14 protein-coding genes are annotated in these 13,891 nt (G+C 64.8%); 6 read left to right on the top strand and 8 right to left on the bottom strand.

The features are described from left to right. Positions 1–613: 613 nt before the first annotated feature. A complete protein-coding gene (locus tag ACQY5B_RS23995; protein WP_420327006.1) occupies positions 614–1,177 on the bottom strand; it encodes a TlpA family protein disulfide reductase in 564 nt (187 codons plus the stop codon). 21 nt (positions 1,178–1,198) lie between these two features. On the opposite strand from ACQY5B_RS23995, the gene argH reads away from it, so the two are divergent. The 3 genes from argH to ACQY5B_RS24010 are packed head-to-tail and all read left to right on the top strand — an operon-like array spanning position 1,199 to position 3,032. Then, the gene (gene argH / locus ACQY5B_RS24000) at positions 1,199–2,590 is read left to right on the top strand and encodes an argininosuccinate lyase (protein WP_420327005.1); all 1,392 of its coding nucleotides are present in this window, start codon (positions 1,199–1,201) and stop codon (positions 2,588–2,590) included. Then, a complete protein-coding gene (locus ACQY5B_RS24005) occupies positions 2,587–2,724 on the top strand; it encodes an argininosuccinate lyase (protein WP_420327004.1) in 138 nt (45 codons plus the stop codon). Before argH ends, ACQY5B_RS24005 begins: the two co-directional genes overlap by 4 nt. Beyond that, positions 2,724–3,032, top strand: coding sequence for a DUF2834 domain-containing protein (locus ACQY5B_RS24010; RefSeq protein ID WP_420327003.1), 309 nt, complete (start codon positions 2,724–2,726; stop codon positions 3,030–3,032). The genes ACQY5B_RS24005 and ACQY5B_RS24010 overlap by 1 nt, the downstream gene beginning before the upstream one ends. A gap of 30 nt (positions 3,033–3,062) precedes the next feature. Here ACQY5B_RS24010 and ACQY5B_RS24015 read toward each other — a convergent pair whose 3' ends face one another. Then, positions 3,063–3,884, bottom strand: coding sequence for an SDR family NAD(P)-dependent oxidoreductase (locus tag ACQY5B_RS24015; RefSeq protein WP_420327002.1), 822 nt, complete (start codon positions 3,882–3,884; stop codon positions 3,063–3,065). A 207-nt stretch (positions 3,885–4,091) separates the two neighbouring features. Between ACQY5B_RS24015 and lysA the strand changes: the two genes are divergently transcribed. Continuing rightward, positions 4,092–5,357, top strand: a complete 1,266-nt coding sequence (lysA, locus tag ACQY5B_RS24020; RefSeq protein ID WP_420327001.1) for a diaminopimelate decarboxylase — start codon at positions 4,092–4,094, stop codon at positions 5,355–5,357. A gap of 37 nt (positions 5,358–5,394) precedes the next feature. Further along, positions 5,395–7,938, top strand: a complete 2,544-nt coding sequence (locus ACQY5B_RS24025) for a DUF4175 domain-containing protein (RefSeq protein WP_420327000.1) — start codon at positions 5,395–5,397, stop codon at positions 7,936–7,938. A 110-nt stretch (positions 7,939–8,048) separates the two neighbouring features. On the opposite strand, the gene arfB is transcribed toward ACQY5B_RS24025, so the two are convergent. The 6 genes from arfB to ACQY5B_RS24055 form a co-directional block, all read right to left on the bottom strand. Beyond that, positions 8,049–8,471: an alternative ribosome rescue aminoacyl-tRNA hydrolase ArfB gene (gene arfB, locus ACQY5B_RS24030; protein ID WP_420326999.1), complete on the bottom strand. Its 423-nt coding sequence runs from the start codon at positions 8,469–8,471 to the stop codon at positions 8,049–8,051. Between the two features lie 253 nt (positions 8,472–8,724). Next, positions 8,725–9,366: a queuosine precursor transporter gene (locus tag ACQY5B_RS24035; protein ID WP_305969743.1), complete on the bottom strand. Its 642-nt coding sequence runs from the start codon at positions 9,364–9,366 to the stop codon at positions 8,725–8,727. 99 nt (positions 9,367–9,465) lie between these two features. After that, positions 9,466–10,365 carry an esterase-like activity of phytase family protein gene (locus tag ACQY5B_RS24040; protein ID WP_420326998.1) on the bottom strand — a complete coding sequence of 300 codons (900 nt, stop codon included), beginning with the start codon at positions 10,363–10,365 and terminating at the stop codon, positions 9,466–9,468. A gap of 7 nt (positions 10,366–10,372) precedes the next feature. After that, entirely contained in the window at positions 10,373–11,290 is a 918-nt protein-coding gene (gene mepA, locus ACQY5B_RS24045) for a penicillin-insensitive murein endopeptidase (protein WP_420326997.1), read from the bottom strand. After that, the gene (locus tag ACQY5B_RS24050) at positions 11,287–12,657 is read right to left on the bottom strand and encodes an MFS transporter (RefSeq protein WP_420326996.1); all 1,371 of its coding nucleotides are present in this window, start codon (positions 12,655–12,657) and stop codon (positions 11,287–11,289) included. The genes mepA and ACQY5B_RS24050 overlap by 4 nt, the downstream gene beginning before the upstream one ends. 173 nt (positions 12,658–12,830) lie before the next feature. Then, entirely contained in the window at positions 12,831–13,370 is a 540-nt protein-coding gene (locus ACQY5B_RS24055; protein WP_420326995.1) for an acyl-CoA thioesterase, read from the bottom strand. 132 nt (positions 13,371–13,502) lie between these two features. On the opposite strand from ACQY5B_RS24055, the gene ACQY5B_RS24060 reads away from it, so the two are divergent. Further along, complete coding sequence (locus tag ACQY5B_RS24060; protein ID WP_043143084.1) at positions 13,503–13,796, top strand: YggT family protein; 294 nt, start codon at positions 13,503–13,505, stop codon at positions 13,794–13,796. Positions 13,797–13,891: the final 95 nt, after the last annotated feature.

Consider the following 13,891-nt stretch of genomic DNA (forward strand, 5'->3'; position numbering starts at 1 on the left):
AAGCCAGACCTGTCGGAAACCTGTCACTTTGCCCGTGATCGTGACCGGTGCAAGGGGATGCGCAACGGAACGCCCTCGTGGTTCTGCGTCCCCGCAGGACGATAGAAGGAGCCGCCCAAGTAGCCGACATGGAGAATTTCCGTCCCGTCGCAATTGTTCCCGGGCCAATCTCGATTCGAGTGGGGCAAGCCTGGTGGGATGGGCGGAATGTGGCGAAATTTGCACGAGTTCGGGAAACAACGCCGTTATCACGGGCGGATTGTCACGTTTTTTGGGGGCTCTTTGCTGAAAATGGGCAGAATGAGTTGCTCGCCGCCCCGGTTTTGCCCATTTTCAATCTTGTCGGTGGGGGCCGACGACCTGGAGCGAAACGACGTGACGATGACGTTTTTTGTCTTTTGCCTGATGGGCCTTGTGGCCTTGGCACTGCAGTCCCGCCCGGCGCGGGAACCCGCACTGCAGGCCGGTCGGGCAATGGTCAAACGGCCCCCGACCGGCACGAGGCTTTAGGCCCGACCAGAATTCTCTCTCTCTCTCTCTCTCTCCGATAACCCCGTTCAGCAGCCGCTGGACGGGGCTTCTCCTTGCTGGGCGTTACGCGGGCAAGAGCCGTTCAACCCTCTCCGCCGCCGATCAAGGCGTCCAGCACCGCGCGTGCCTCGTCCGAGGCCCAGTCCGCATCGCCGGTCAGTCGCGCGATCTCTTGCCCGTCCGGGTTCAGGATCACTGTGACCGGCAGGCCCAGCACCCCCATCTGGCGCGCCAGCATGGAACGCGGATCACGATGCAGCGGCAGGTTGTCGACCCCGATCTCGTCAAAGAACGCCTTCATCTTGGCGGGGGGATTGCGCGAGGTGGCGATGGTCACGACCTCGAAAGTCTCGCCGCCAAGGTCCTCTTGCAGGGCCGAGAGCATGGGCATTTCCTTGCGGCAGGGCGCGCACCAGGTCGCCCAGAAGTTAACCAGGACCCATTTTCCCTGCCAGTCGGACAGGTTCAGCGGTTGTTCGTCGAAGGTCATGAAGTCAACATCGCCCGAGTCCCTGGGCGCGGAATGGAACACCAGCTTGCGCATGTCGCCCCCTGCCGCCGCCTTGGCGGCCTCGACATCGGCAAAGCCCGGATTTGCAAGCATCAGTGCAGCGGTATACAGAGCCGCAAGCGTGAGACGTATCATAAGACCTCCGAAGGACAGTGCATGTCTGACAAGACCTCGAACCAGATGTGGGGCGGCCGCTTTGCCGCCGGGCCCGACGCCATCATGGAAGCAATTAACGCCTCCATCGGCTTCGACAAGCGGCTGGCGGCGCAGGACATCGCCGGTTCGCGAGCCCATGCCGCCATGCTTGCGGCCCAGGGCATCATCACTGATAGCGATGCAAAGGCGATCCGGGAAGGTTTGCTCACGGTCTTGTCAGAGATCGAAAGCGGCGATTTCACCTTTTCCACCGCGCTGGAAGACATTCACATGAATGTCGAGGCACGTCTGAAAGAGGTGATCGGCGAACCGGCCGGGCGTTTGCACACGGGCCGAAGCCGGAATGACCAGGTGGCGACGGATTTCCGTCTTTGGGTGCGCGATCAGCTGGACGCCGCCGAAACCGGGTTGCTGGCCCTGATCCAGGCGCTGCTGGGGCAGGCGGAACAGGGCGCGGAATGGGTCATGCCCGGGTTTACCCACCTGCAGACGGCGCAACCCGTGACCTGGGGTCACCACATGATGGCCTATGTCGAGATGTTCGGGCGCGATCTGTCCCGCGTGCGCGATGCCCGCGCCCGGATGAACGAATCGCCCCTTGGCGCTGCGGCGCTGGCTGGCACCGGTTTCCCGATCGACCGGCACATGACGGCCGAGGCGCTGGGGTTCGACCGGCCGATGGGCAACTCTCTGGATGCGGTTTCGGCGCGGGATTTCGCGCTGGAGTTCCTCTCCGTGGCGTCGATCAGCGCCATGCACCTCAGCCGCTTTGCCGAAGAACTGGTGATCTGGTCCTCTGCCCAGTTCCGTTTCGTTACCCTGTCGGACCGGTTCAGCACCGGGTCCAGCATCATGCCGCAGAAAAAGAACCCGGATGCGGCCGAACTGATCCGCGCCAAGATCGGGCGGATCTTCGGCGCCAATGTCGCGCTGATGATGGTGATGAAGGGCCTGCCATTGGCCTATTCCAAGGACATGCAGGAAGACAAGGAACAGGTCTTCGACGCCGCCGACAACTGGATGCTGGCGCTGGCCGCGATGGAGGGCATGGTCCGCGACATGAGCGCCAACACCTCCGCGCTGGAAGCGGCGGCGGCGCATGGCTTCTCGACCGCGACCGACCTGGCCGATTGGCTGGTGCGCGAAACCGGCCTGCCGTTCCGCGATGCGCACCATGTCACCGGCAGCCTGGTGGCCAAGGCCGAGTCCAAGGGATGCGACCTGCCCGACCTGTCATTGGAGGAAATGCAGGACGTGCATGGGAATATAGACGCTTCGATCTATGATGTCCTTGGCGTGCACAACTCTGTCCGGTCCCGGATGAGCTATGGGGGAACGGCCCCTCAACGCGTGCGCGAACAGATCGCGGTCTGGAAGGAGCGTTTGGCATGAGAGTTCTGGCATTCCTCGGGCTGGTGGGCCTGGCCGCCTGTGGTGCAGATGGTGAACCGGAAACGCCCGAGGGCAAGACCCCGGCCGTTGGCGTCTCGATCACTGGGAAGGCCGAGGTCGGGATCAGAGGCTGATGCTGCGGTGGCTCTGGCTGGCGCTGGCGCTTTGGGGCGCGGTGCATCCGATGTATTACTTCCTGTCTTTCCTGGCGGCGAATGGCTGGGATCTGCAGGTCATGATCGACGCCTGGTTCGTCAACGACAGCACGCGGGGGCTGACCTGGGACCTGACCATCACCGCCGTGGTCCTGACGATCTGGGTGCTGGCCGAGGTTTCGGTCCGACGCAACTGGGCTGCACTTCTGGCGATCCCGGCGACCTTCTGCATCGGGGTCAGCTGCGGCTTGCCGCTTTACCTGTATTTCCGCTCAAAGCCGGTTTGAGGGTCGGTGGGGAAACCCCGCCAGACACCCTCAGGTCTTGAGCCAGGCGGCAAATGCCTCCTTGTGGTCGGGGTGCCAGCGCGACAGCGGCGCACGATTTTCAGTGATGTCCTGCGCTGCCCAGAGGATCCGCTTGACGTCCGTCGCGCGATCCACGTCGTTGTCGGGGCAAAGAATGTAGAAATCCTCGCGCTGCAACGCATCCAGCAGAAACCCGACCACCTGTTCCGGGGTCCACGCGTCATCCGGCTTTTCCGTCCGGCCGCGCGCGGTCAGGGGTGTGTAGACGAACCCGGGGATGAACAGCCGCGCCTCGGTCTGGCAGCCCTCCATGTTGCGCAGTTCGTGTTGCAGTGCCTCGGTGAATGTCTTCACCCCGGACTTGGACACGTTGTAGGCCGGATCGCCCGGCGGCGTGGTGATCCCCTGTTTCGACCCGGTGTTCACGATCAGGCCGGGATTGCCCGATGCGGCCATGTCCGGCGCGAAAACCTGGCTGGACCGGATGATGCCCCAGAGATTCACGCCGAGGATCTGCTCCCAATTGCCTTCCGTATCGAAGATCGAACTGCCCGGCTGGATGCCGGCATTGTTCATCAGGAAATCGACGGGCCCAAGCATTTCTTCGACCTTGGCCTTGAGCCGGCGCAGCTGGATGATGTCGGATACATCGGTTTCCATGCCAAGCGCGGCGCCGGTCTCGGTCACGGCGTTTTCCAGCGTCTCACCGCGCAGGTCGGCGATGCAGACGCGCATGTCCATTCCGACCAGTCGCTGTGCCATTTCGCGCCCGATGCCAGAGGCGCCGCCGGTGATCACCGCCACGTTGCCCGGTTTGATGGTCTGATGCATGGTCTCGCTCCCTCTGACATGTGGTCGGCAAATTAGAGTGCCCTACGGGGGATGTGCAATCGCGGAAGGGGGCGCTGCCCCCGTCTCCCTTTGGTCGACTCCCCCGGAGTATTTTTGCAGAGAAGAAGCCGGGAGCACCGCCAGATGGCTCGGTCCGGCACGAAGAGAGGGCTGGCCCCGTTGCCCGCTCTCGGCTAAAGCGCGGACATGGATCATTTTCTGTACCGCGACGGGCAGCTCTATGCCGAGGACGTTCCGGTGGCCGAGATCGCGGCCGCCGTGGGCGCGCCGTTTTATCTCTACTCCAGCGCGACGCTGGTCCGCCACTTCCGGCTGTTCGACGAGGCGCTGGACTGGGGGCCGCACCTTGTCTGCTACGCGATGAAGGCCGCCTCGAACCAGGCGATCCTGAAGACGCTGGCTGCCGAGGGCGCGGGTATGGATGTGGTCTCGGGCGGGGAATACGCGCGTGCCAAGGCCGCGGGTGTCCCGGGCGAGCGGATCGTCTTTTCCGGCGTGGGCAAGACGGGGGCAGAGATCCGCGCGGCGCTGGAGGGCGGCATCCGCCAATTCAACGTCGAGAGCGAGCCCGAGATGCGGGTGATTTCCGTGGTGGCGGCCTCGATGGGGGTCGAGGCGCCGATCACGCTGCGGGTCAACCCGGACGTGGACGCCAAGACCCACGCCAAGATCGCCACCGGCAAGTCGGAGAACAAGTTCGGCATCCCGATCGCCCGCGCGCGGGAGGTCTACGCCGAGGCGGCCCGCCTGCCGGGGCTGAAGGTCGTCGGCATCGACGTGCATATCGGCAGCCAGCTGACCCAGCTGGAGCCCTTCGGGCAGGCCTATACCAAGGTCGCCGAACTGACCGAGGCGCTGCGCGCAGACGGGCATGACATCACCCGTCTGGACCTGGGCGGCGGTCTGGGTATCCCCTATGCCCGTTCGAACGAGGCGCCGCCGCTGCCGACCGACTACGGCGCGCTGATCCAGCGCACCGTGGGCCACCTGGGCTGCGAAATCGAGATCGAGCCGGGCCGCCTGATCATCGGCAACGCGGGGCTGCTGGTCAGCGGGGTCATCTACGTCAAGCATGGCGAGGGGCGGGACTTCCTGATTCTCGATGCGGCGATGAACGACCTTATCCGCCCGGCCATGTACGAGGCGCACCACGAAATCGTGCCTGTAAAAGAGGCAGCGCCGGGGGCCGAGCTGTCGCCTTATGACATCGTCGGCCCGGTCTGCGAGACCGGAGACACCTTTGCCAAGGGCCGCCTGATGCCGCCCGTAGCGGCGGGCGATCTGGTCGCTTTCCGTTCGGCCGGGGCATATGGTGCCGTGATGGCCAGCGAATACAACAGCCGGCCATTGGTGCCCGAGGTGCTGGTGCACGGCGATCAATTCGCGGTTATCCGCCCAAGGCCGACCTTTGACGACATCATAAATCGCGATACCATCCCGGAGTGGCTGTGAGGACTTCTCCTCGCAGTCTGACCCTGCGAGGAGCGCCATGGCCCCGAACCGGACCGACATCCCCGAGATCTTCCGCACCCTGCGTTGGCCGCTGGTCCTGACCCGACTTGGCATGGTGGCCGAACGGCTGGCGCGGTCCTTCTGGCCGCTCTGGTCGATTGCGATCTTTGCGCTCGCGCTCTTGATGCTGGGCGTGCAGGACGAGGTTGCGGTGGAATGGGTCTGGGGCGCGGTCGTTCTGCTTGGGGGCGGTGCGATCTGGGCGGCCTGGTATGGCGTGCGGCGTTTCCGCTGGCCCTCTCGTGGTGCTGCGATGCTGCGGCTGGACGGCACGCTGAAAGGCAATCCGATCCAGGCGGCGCTGGACACCCAGGCCATCGGGGGAGGCGATGCCTCTTCCACCGCGGTCTGGCGGGCACACCAGAAACGCATGCGCGACCGGCTGGCCGAGGCGCGTGCCGTCGAGCCGGACCTGCGCGTGTCTCAGAACGATCCGCTGGCCCTGCGCTATGTCGCGCTGCTGGCGCTGTCAGTGGCCATCCTGTTCGGGTCGCTGGTGCGGGTGCAATCCGTGACAGGAATGGGCGCCGGTGGTCCCGACCTTGCACAGGGTCCGGCCTGGGAGGGCTGGATGCAGCCGCCCGCCTACACGCGCCTGCCCTCGGTCTACCTGAATGACATCACCGCGCCGGAAATCGACGTGCCGGAAGGCGCCGAGATCACCCTGCGCATGTATGGCGAAGTCGGCGCGCTGAGCGTGCGTGAGAGCATCTCGGGCCGCGACCTGAGCCCGGAAGAGGCGCAGGACACGGCGCAGGACTTTGCGGTTCTGAAATCCGGTGAACTGGCGGTGGATGGGCCCGGCGGGCGCGTCTGGCAGATCGCCATGATCCCGGACGCGGCGCCCGCGGTGAAACGCGATGGCGAGATAGAGGTCAGCTACGAGGGCGAGGCACAGATCCCCTTTACCGCCAGTGACGACCACGGGGTGGTCATGGGCACGGCGCGGTTCACGCTGGACCTGGCCGAAGTGGATCGGCGCTATGGCCGTGCGATCGAGCCCGAGCCGCGCGACACCATCGAGGTGCCGCTGCCGATGCCGGTAGCGGGTGACCGGTCCGAGTTCACCGAGGCGCTCGTGGGCAATTTCTCTCTGCATCCCTGGGCGAACCTGCCGGTCAAGCTGTCGCTGGAGGTCCAGGACGGGCGTGGCCAGAGCGGCCTGTCGGAACCGCAGTCGATGATCATGCCCGGTCGGCGCTTTTTCGATCCTGTCGCCGCGGCGCTGATCGAACAGCGGCAGGCGTTGCTGTGGAACCGTGAGAACGCGGCCAATATTGCGATGATCTTCAAGACGATCCTGAACGAGCCGGACGACCTGTTCCGCAAGGATGTCGAGTACATGCGCCTGCGGGCATTGACCAAGCGGCTGGAGACGCTGGCGAAATACGGTGCCATCACCGACGAGAAACAGGACGAGCTGGCGCAGAAGATGTGGGACCTGGCGCTGGAAATGGAAGAAGGCGACCTGGAGGATGCGCGTCAGCGCATGGAGCGCGCACGCGAACGCCTGGAAGAGGCGATGAAGAACGGCGCCACCGACCAGGAAATCGCCGAGCTGATGCAGGAGTTGCGTGAGGCGACACGGGACTACATGCGCCAGCTGGGCCAGCAGCAGGCGCAGCAAGATCCCGACGGCCAGCAGATGAACCCGCAGGACATGATCGAGATGTCGCAGGACGACATCCAGCGCATGATGGACCGCATTCAGGAACTGATGGAGCAGGGCCGGATGGCCGAGGCGGCCGAAGCCATGCGCCAGTTGCAGGAAATGCTGGACAACATGCAGATCACCCAGGGCCCCGGTGGCGGCGGACAGTCGCCCGGCGAACAGGCGATGGAGGGGCTGGCCGACACGCTGCGTGAACAGCAGGAGTTGTCGGACGAGGCATTCCGCGATCTCAACAACGGACAGCGTGGCCAGGGCCAACGGCAACCGGGACAGGGACCGCAGGGTCAGGATCGCCAGCCCGGCCAGGGTCAGGCGGGACCCGAACCCGGACAAGGCCAGGGCGGAGACGACCCGGCCAGCGAACTGGCCGAGCGCCAGCGCGCCCTGCGGGACGAGCTCAACCGCCAGCGTCAGGCATTGCCGGGCCAGGGCACCGAGGCGGGCGAACGCGCCGCCGAAGCGCTGGAGCGGGCCGAGGGTGCAATGGACGGGGCCGAAGACGCCTTGCGCGACGGTGATCTTGGCCGCGCGATCGACCAGCAATCGCGCGCCCTGGAAGCGCTGCGTGAAGGCATGCGCAATCTTGGCGAGGCGCTTGCGCAGCAACAGCAGCAGCGCACCGGCGAACAGGGTTTCGCCGATGGCGGAGACCCGGGCGAACAGCGCGATCCGCTTGGCCGCAACACCGGCAACACCGGTCGGGTCGGCACCGACGAGGGGCTGTTGCAGGGCAAGGACGTCTATCGCAGGGCAGAAGAACTGTTGGGCGAATTGCGCCGGCGTTCGGGTGAGCTGGACCGTCCCGAGGAAGAGCGCAACTACCTCGACCGGCTGCTGGAACGGTTCTGATCCCGCAATCCGATTGTGCGCTTGCGCGCGCAGTTTGTCTCGGGCCCGGCCTGTGGCCGGGCCCTCGGAATGCCTCCGGCGGGAGTATTTTCAAAGAGAAGAAGCCGGGGTCAGGTGTCGGGGTCGACCTTGCCGCGCAGGGATTTGACTTCGCCGCGCTGTTTCTTGGCCGCAAGGCGGCGCTTTTTCGAGCCCAGCGTGGGTTTGGTGGGGATGCGGCGCTTGGGCTTTTGCGTGGCCTTCAGCACGAGTTCCGTCAGCCGCTCGCGGGCGATTTCGCGGTTGCGGGCCTGACTGCGGGTTTCCTCGACCTGGATGACGACGGCGCCGTCCTTGGTCCAGCGGCGCCCGGCCAGCTTGCGCAGCCGTGTCTTGACCGCTTGCGGCAAGTTGGGGGAGCGCTCGGCCTCGAACCTCAGCTCGACGGCGGTGGAGACCTTGTTGACGTTCTGGCCGCCCGGACCGGAGGCGCGGATGAATTGTTCGGTCAGTTCCCAGTCTTCGAGGCTGATTTGGTCGGTGATCCGCAGCATGGGGTAAGACCTAGTGCAAAATAAAAAGGGCCGCCAGATCAGCGGCCCTTCGAGAATACGGAGGCGGGGCCGGTTAGGCACTGCCAATTCGGGGGATCATCTCCCCAGGGGCTGCCCTAGAGCGCGCTCTCCCGAACTGTTCCGACACCTCTCTCCAATGCTTCTCTCGACACTGGATCACCTCCTTTCAGCTGTTGAAAACGCAAGATGATGGTGCCACGCACATGGCAAACCACAAAGTCTTTTTTGCGCTTCAAGCCAATTTTTGATTCTGCAGTGCCCGCGAAACGATCATCCGGAACGGGATCAGGGCGATGAGGGCGAGGCAGAGTTTCACCATCCAGTCCGCCACGGCGAGCGAGACCCAGTAGGGCAGGGCGGGGCCCGCGCCCAGCAGCGGCCGGACTTCATTGGCCCAGGAGACATCGTTTCCGGGCTCGATCCAGGTCAGCCCGGACGAGAAGGCGATGGTGAAGAACAGCGCCGTGTCCAGCGTCGAGCCGACGAGCGTCGAGGCCAGCGGCGCGCGCCACCATTTGCCGGTGCGCAGTCGGTCAAAGATCGCCACGTCCATCATCTGGGCGGTCAGGAAGGCCAGGCCCGAAGCGATGGCGATCCGCAGCGTCACGGCCGGGTAGGTGAACCCGTCGCCCTGCAGCATGATCTGCGTGCCCACGAGCGAACAGAAGACGCCGACGATGAAGCCGACAAAGACCACTTGCCGCGCCGGGCCGGGTCCGTAGATGCGGTTCATCAGGTCTGTGACCAGGAAGGCCAGCGGATAGGTGAAGGCGCCCCAGGTCAGCCATTGGCCGAACAGGAACTGGACGAGGATGTTGGAGGCGAGCACGATGGCCGCCATGGCAAGAATGCCGGGAAGATGTCTGCGCGTCATTGGTGACCCGTTTTTTGCAAGGTTGCGGGGACTTGATCCGGGAGTCCGGATTGCGCGGGCTTACAGGTGGCCCCGGTGCCGCGTCAAGAGGCATGCAGGTCAGTCGGTGACCCGGTACTCGACGAACTCGCTGCGCAGGAAGCTTCTGAAATTGTCGTCCGACAGCATGGTGAGCCTGATCGTGCCGGTGGCGTCACGCCAGACCGACAGCCCTTCGAGGTTGCCATGCCTGTGGCGTTGCGTTTCCAGAAGTGTTTCTCCGTCGGTGATCCTGTCGCCAAGGATGACGAAACGCCGGACGCGGCTGCGAAAGGCGAAGCCGGTGAATTCGCGCTCCAGCAGGTAGAGGCGCCCGTCGGGGCCAAAATCGGCCCCGACCGGGAGAAAGCCGCCCGAGCGCGGAATCGAAAAGGGTTGTGCCCAGCGGCTGCCGTCGAAGCGCCAGACCGGGAAGGGCCGCGTCAGCCGGCCCGAACGTTCGGGAAGGGTGTAGAGATGGCCCTTGCCGTCGACGGCCAGCGCTTCCAGTCCGGAATTGCCTTGAAGTGCGGCAAAGGCACCGGGCGTGGGCAGAGGTCGGCTGCGCTCCGGCGAGGGATAGGCCCTGACCCGGTGCAGCCCTTCGAACGAGACGTAGAGCTGCCCGTCAGGGCCGATGGCCAGACCTTCGGCGTCCGTCTCTAGGCCCGAGACAGGCGCGCCTTGCGCGTTGTGCAGCGGGCCGGGGGCATCTTCCTCGATTGCGGTCAGTTTCGCGCCGGCGCGGTGAAGGCGCCCGGTGACGATGAAGCCACGGTCGGAAATGGCGGTGAACCGCGTGCCGTCGTCCGATAGCTCCAGCCCCGAAAACCCGCCCATCCGGTGCGCGCCGGGGGGCCAGTCCAGATGGCTGATGAACTGGACTTTCGGGCCGACCTCTGCCGCGCAGGCGCCAAGGCTTGCAAGGCTTCCGCAAACCAGCGCCAGCGCCCGCAGGCGTCGGAACAGGCGACGTGACATGCGTGGATCAGTTCGCCGCCAGAACGTCGGCGCAGGCGCGTGGCAGATCGCCCAGCGTCAGCTCGCGCCGGGGCGGCGCGGGCTTGGCGTTGGGATCGGGCGGCGGCGGGTTCAGGATGCGGTCAACCCAGCCTTCGGCCTCCTTGCAGCCGTCGCCGGGGGGTGGGGCGGCCTGGTCGACACAGTCCGCGGCCCCCTTGGGGCAGCTGAGGCGGACGTGGAAATGGTAGTGATGCCCCCACCAGGGCCGCACCTTGCGCAGCCATGACCTGTCGCCCTTTTCATCCTTGCACATCTGCACCTTGGCGCCCGGGAAGATGAAGATGCGGGCGACGCGTGGATCGCTGGCGGCGGCCTTGAGAATCTCGTGGTGCTGTTTCGTCCATTTGTCGTTGGTATAGGCACCCGCTGCGCGGCGCATCGAGATCGACGAGATGTTTTCGCGCGCCTTGACCGAAAGGTTCAGGTTGTCGGCGGGGCGCAACCAGATATCGGCATCCAGCCCGATCTGGTGACTGCGGTGCCCGGTCAGCATTGGGCCGCCGCGCGGTTGGCTGAAATCGCCCAGGTAAAGCCCGTCCCAACCCGGTTGCCGCGCCGCCTTGCGGCTGAGATCCTGAACATAGTCGATCAACTCGGGATGGCCCCAGTTGCGATTGCGGCTGAGGCGCATGGCCTGCCATGTGGGACCGGTTTCGGCCAGCTGCACGCCGCCGGCAAGGCAGCCCTTGGCATAGCCGCCCAAGGGTTCTGCTTTCTGGGTCGAGGCATCGCTCTTGGCGCCGAAAAGCTGCTTGGCTTCCTTGGAGGACAGCACCGGGTCCAGTGGTCGGGCGGGGGTTCGGGCGCCGGAAATATCGCGCCCGCCGCCACCACAGGCGGCCAGGGCGATGACAAGCGAAAGGGCGGTCACAAAACGCATCATGCGGGTCTCTCTCCCTGCGGATGAACCCACGCTAGCAGAACGAGACCGATCAGGAAAAGTCCGATCACCGGCAGAAAGCCCAGTTGGTTGGACTGTGTCACATAGGTGAACAAGGTGATGAGTGCGGGGGCCAGAAAGGCCGTGGCTTTTCCCGCCAATGCAAACAGGCCGAATCCCTCTGCCGGGCGCGCGGGATCGCAATGGCGCACCATCATCGACCGCGAGGCGGAATAGAGCGCGCCGCCGGTTCCGCCGATGATCGCGCCGCAGATGTAGAAGACGACATCCGGCACCAGAGACCCCTCGGGCAGGGGAAAGCCAAAGAGGCTTTCGCGCGACATGCCGACGATCACGCAACCCACGAGGATCAGAACCCAGATGCAGAAACGGATCACGGCCTTGGGGCCAAAGCGTTCATCGGCCAGCCCGCCGACCCAGGACAGGACCGCCGCGGCGATGGCGGCGATGATGCCGAAGACACCGACCTGGATCACCTGCCAGTCCAGCACCAGTGTCGCGTAGATGCCGCCATAGGCATAAAGCGCGGTCAGCGCGTCGCGATAGAACAGCGACGACAACAGAAAGCTGCGGCAGGACTTGCGGCGCGAGACGCGCAGGATGGTCTGCCAGAGATCCGCCAGCACCTTGCGCACGCTTTCCGGTGTCTTGCGTTCCAACGGGTCGTCGTGGTTCCAGGCAAAGAAGGGGATCAGGAAGATCGCGAACCACAGCCCGATGAAGGGACCGACGAACCGCGTGCCTTCGCGCGCTTCCGGGTCGAGTCCGAACGGCGGGGCAAGGCCGATCAGGGTCGTGCCGCTCTCGTTTTCGGCAAAGAACAGCAGCATGATGAAGAGCGACAGCACCCCGCCCCAATAGCCAAAGGCCGTGGCGGTCCCCGAGATGCGGCCCACCTCTTCCTGCGTGCCGAGGCTGGGCAGGATCGCGTTGTTCAGGTTGAAGGCGGATTCGCTGGCCACGAAGCCGATCCAGAACATCGCGAGAGCGATGTAGAGCCCGCGGCCATTCGGTTGCAGATGCCACAGCGTGAAGGCCGAGAGGATGGCGATCATGGTGAACAGCCAGAACCAGGGCCGCTTGCGTCCGGTGGCATCGGCCCAGGCCCCCAGCAGAGGCGCCGAGAAGGCGATGACGAGCCCGGCGACGGTCTGGGCCGAGGACCAGAGGCTTTGCGCATTGGCCTTTGCGCTGGCGGCCTCGGCGCCCTGGGTCATGAAATACTCGGCGGCGACGGCGGCGAAATAGGGGCTGAAGATGAAGGTCAGGCCAAGCGTCGCATAGGGTTGCTGCGCCCAGTCGAAGAACATCCAGCCCCAGATGCGTTGCCGTTTCGTCGGATGTGCCATGCCTGCCCCTTCTCGGAATGGCGCGATAGAACCCTTACGGCGGGGGCGTGGCAAGTCGATTGCGCGGAAGGGGCGCAGTCCCCGGCTCTTCGAGCCTCCCCCAGGTTAGTGAGCGGCTCGAAAAAATCATATTCGGGCCGCGCCGTTCGGTGCTTTCCGGGCGCAGTTGATTGTCAGCCCGAGGTCGCCGGTGGCCAGGGCCGCGCATCCTCGGCAGCCAGCCATGCCCGGACCCAGTCGGGCAGGGGCGGGCTTTCTTCGGGGGCGTTCATTGCGCGGGTCGATCTGTCGGTGGTGACGATGCCCTTGGCGTCGGTCAGGGCGGCGCGATAGATCGCCTGGCTGGCACATTCGCCGTCCGGCCGCCACATGGACTGGTCGATGTAGAGAAACCGGCGGTCCCAGCCCAGCATGCGCGAATGCATCTCGACCTTGTCCCACATGCGGACCCGGCGACGGTAGCGTACCATCGAGCCGGCAATGGTCAGGCCCCAGCGTTCTTGCTGCAACACGTCCACAAGCCCGGTGCGGATCGCCAACGGGATGCGGCCCAGGTCATAGATCGTCAGGGTGCGGCCGTTGTTCAACTCCCACCAGAGATCAAGATCCCACGGCATGCAGACGTGGGTCGAGACATGGGTATCGAACAGACCGAGGCGCGGGGCGCGCCGGGCTTGGCGGACGTTGCGGGCAAGACGCAGAAATGGGTACATGGGCAGACTCCTTGGCCCGCGTGATGCTGCGCGCGCAAAGCCGCGTCAATCGGGACCTCGCGGCACACTTGTCCTTAAGTGTTTCTGCGCATACCTCTTGCCCGACCCGCACCAAGAGGAAAGGCCCAACAGATGCAGTCGCTCTTTCAGATCCTGAACATGCTTCTCAGCATCGCGGTCTTTATCATCGTCGCCCATGTCATCATGAGCTGGCTGATCAACTTCCAGATCCTCAACCTGCGTCAGCCCATCGTCGCGGCGATCTGGGACGGGCTGAACCGTATCCTGGAACCGGTCTATTCGCGCATCCGGGGCATCCTGCCGCCCATGGGCGGGCTGGATCTGGCGCCGCTGATCACGCTGATCGGGGTCTACGCGCTTCAGATCATCCTGGCCAACAATGCCGGGTTCTTCTACAGCTTCTGACGCTGCGCGCACCGCCGTCAAAAGCCGCATATTGTGGTGGCTGGGGCTTGATTCACCGAATCTTAGTATGTGATTGTCCGGATCGAGAGCAGATC

The organism is Antarctobacter sp. (assembly GCF_965277915.1).
Classification (GTDB): domain Bacteria; phylum Pseudomonadota; class Alphaproteobacteria; order Rhodobacterales; family Rhodobacteraceae; genus Antarctobacter.

What these genes read in the sequence shown, in the direction of transcription:
- arfB (WP_420326999.1), bottom strand. Translation starts at nt 8,471, where the DNA reads ATGCTGCGGATCACCGACCAAATCAGCCTCGAAGACTGGGAACTGACC.
- ACQY5B_RS24060 (WP_043143084.1), top strand. Translation starts at nt 13,503, where the DNA reads ATGCAGTCGCTCTTTCAGATCCTGAACATGCTTCTCAGCATCGCGGTC.
- ACQY5B_RS23995 (WP_420327006.1), bottom strand. Translation starts at nt 1,177, where the DNA reads ATGATACGTCTCACGCTTGCGGCTCTGTATACCGCTGCACTGATGCTT.
- ACQY5B_RS24005 (WP_420327004.1), top strand. Translation starts at nt 2,587, where the DNA reads ATGAGAGTTCTGGCATTCCTCGGGCTGGTGGGCCTGGCCGCCTGTGGT.
- ACQY5B_RS24040 (WP_420326998.1), bottom strand. Translation starts at nt 10,365, where the DNA reads ATGTCACGTCGCCTGTTCCGACGCCTGCGGGCGCTGGCGCTGGTTTGC.
- ACQY5B_RS24055 (WP_420326995.1), bottom strand. Translation starts at nt 13,370, where the DNA reads ATGTACCCATTTCTGCGTCTTGCCCGCAACGTCCGCCAAGCCCGGCGC.
- mepA (WP_420326997.1), bottom strand. Translation starts at nt 11,290, where the DNA reads ATGATGCGTTTTGTGACCGCCCTTTCGCTTGTCATCGCCCTGGCCGCC.
- lysA (WP_420327001.1), top strand. Translation starts at nt 4,092, where the DNA reads ATGGATCATTTTCTGTACCGCGACGGGCAGCTCTATGCCGAGGACGTT.
- ACQY5B_RS24015 (WP_420327002.1), bottom strand. Translation starts at nt 3,884, where the DNA reads ATGCATCAGACCATCAAACCGGGCAACGTGGCGGTGATCACCGGCGGC.
- ACQY5B_RS24050 (WP_420326996.1), bottom strand. Translation starts at nt 12,657, where the DNA reads ATGGCACATCCGACGAAACGGCAACGCATCTGGGGCTGGATGTTCTTC.
- ACQY5B_RS24010 (WP_420327003.1), top strand. Translation starts at nt 2,724, where the DNA reads ATGCTGCGGTGGCTCTGGCTGGCGCTGGCGCTTTGGGGCGCGGTGCAT.
- ACQY5B_RS24025 (WP_420327000.1), top strand. Translation starts at nt 5,395, where the DNA reads ATGGCCCCGAACCGGACCGACATCCCCGAGATCTTCCGCACCCTGCGT.
- argH (WP_420327005.1), top strand. Translation starts at nt 1,199, where the DNA reads ATGTCTGACAAGACCTCGAACCAGATGTGGGGCGGCCGCTTTGCCGCC.
- ACQY5B_RS24035 (WP_305969743.1), bottom strand. Translation starts at nt 9,366, where the DNA reads ATGACGCGCAGACATCTTCCCGGCATTCTTGCCATGGCGGCCATCGTG.